General features: G+C 67.5%; 1 protein-coding gene. It reads left to right on the top strand.

What is annotated here, in order from left to right; genetic code table 11:
• Positions 1 to 76: 76 nt before the first annotated feature.
• Positions 77 to 973: an IS982 family transposase gene (locus K7862_RS37050; RefSeq protein WP_222970200.1), complete on the top strand. Its 897-nt coding sequence runs from the start codon at positions 77 to 79 to the stop codon at positions 971 to 973.
• Positions 974 to 1,001: the final 28 nt, after the last annotated feature.

The following is a 1,001-nucleotide window of genomic DNA, read 5'->3' as shown; positions in this document are numbered from 1 at the left end:
CTAGACGAGTAGTTCCGATGTCTCGGGTTCTGCGGTTTCGGGTCTGGGCGGCAGGGAGGGTGTTCAGCATCGGGTTGTGACGACCGAAGAACTGAACACCCTCCTGACGGCACTGTATGTGCTCATCGATGATCATCTGCCGAAAACGCGGTGGCTGGGCCGTCCACCACGCCTGTCCGACTCAGAGCTGGTGTGCCTGTCCGTCGCGCAGGTGCTGCTCGGCTTCCACTCCGAGGCCCGCTGGATCCGCTTCGCCCACGCCCACCTGCGCCCGATGTTCCCGCATCTGCCCCAGCGACCGGCCTACAACAAGCGGTTACGGGCAGCCCGGCCGCAGATCCAGCAGGCGATACGCCTCCTGGCCCGGCACACTGACCTGTGGCAGGACCCGGTATGGATCACCGACTCCACCCCGGTGGAATGCGGCCGCTCCCGTGACACCGCCCGCCGCTCCGCCCTGGCCGGATGGGCCGGCTACGGCTACTGCGCCTCCCACTCCCGCTGGTTCTGGGGACTGCGCCTGCACCTGGTCTGCACCCCCGCCGGCCTGCCGATCACCTGGGCCCTGGCCACACCCAAGGTCGACGAACGCGAGGTCCTGGCCGCGCTGATCGACAACGAACCCGACCTGGCCCGGGAACGGCCCGGCCTGCTGATCCTCGCCGACAAGGGCTACGTCTCCGCCGAACTGGACCGCTTCCTGGACCAGCACGACATCGCCTTGCTCCGACCCTCCTACCGCAACTGCCGGCCCCGGCCCGGACAAGCCCTGCTCAAACCCATCCGGCAGCTGATCGAGTCCGTCAACGACACCCTCAAGGGCCAACTCGGCCTCGAACAACACGGCGGCCGCACCATCGAAGGCGTCGCCGCGCGGGTCGGCCAACGGATCCTCGCCATGACCTGCGCGATCTGGCACAACCGCACCACAGGCCAACCCATCACCCGCTCACTGATCGCCTACGACCACTGACCGCCCCACATCGGAACTACTCGTCTAG

It is taken from the genome of Actinacidiphila acidipaludis (assembly GCF_019890725.1).
GTDB lineage: Bacteria > Actinomycetota > Actinomycetes > Streptomycetales > Streptomycetaceae > Actinacidiphila > Actinacidiphila acidipaludis.
The sequence above is the reverse complement of the archived record's forward strand: the minus strand, read 5'-3'. Positions and strand labels throughout refer to the sequence as shown.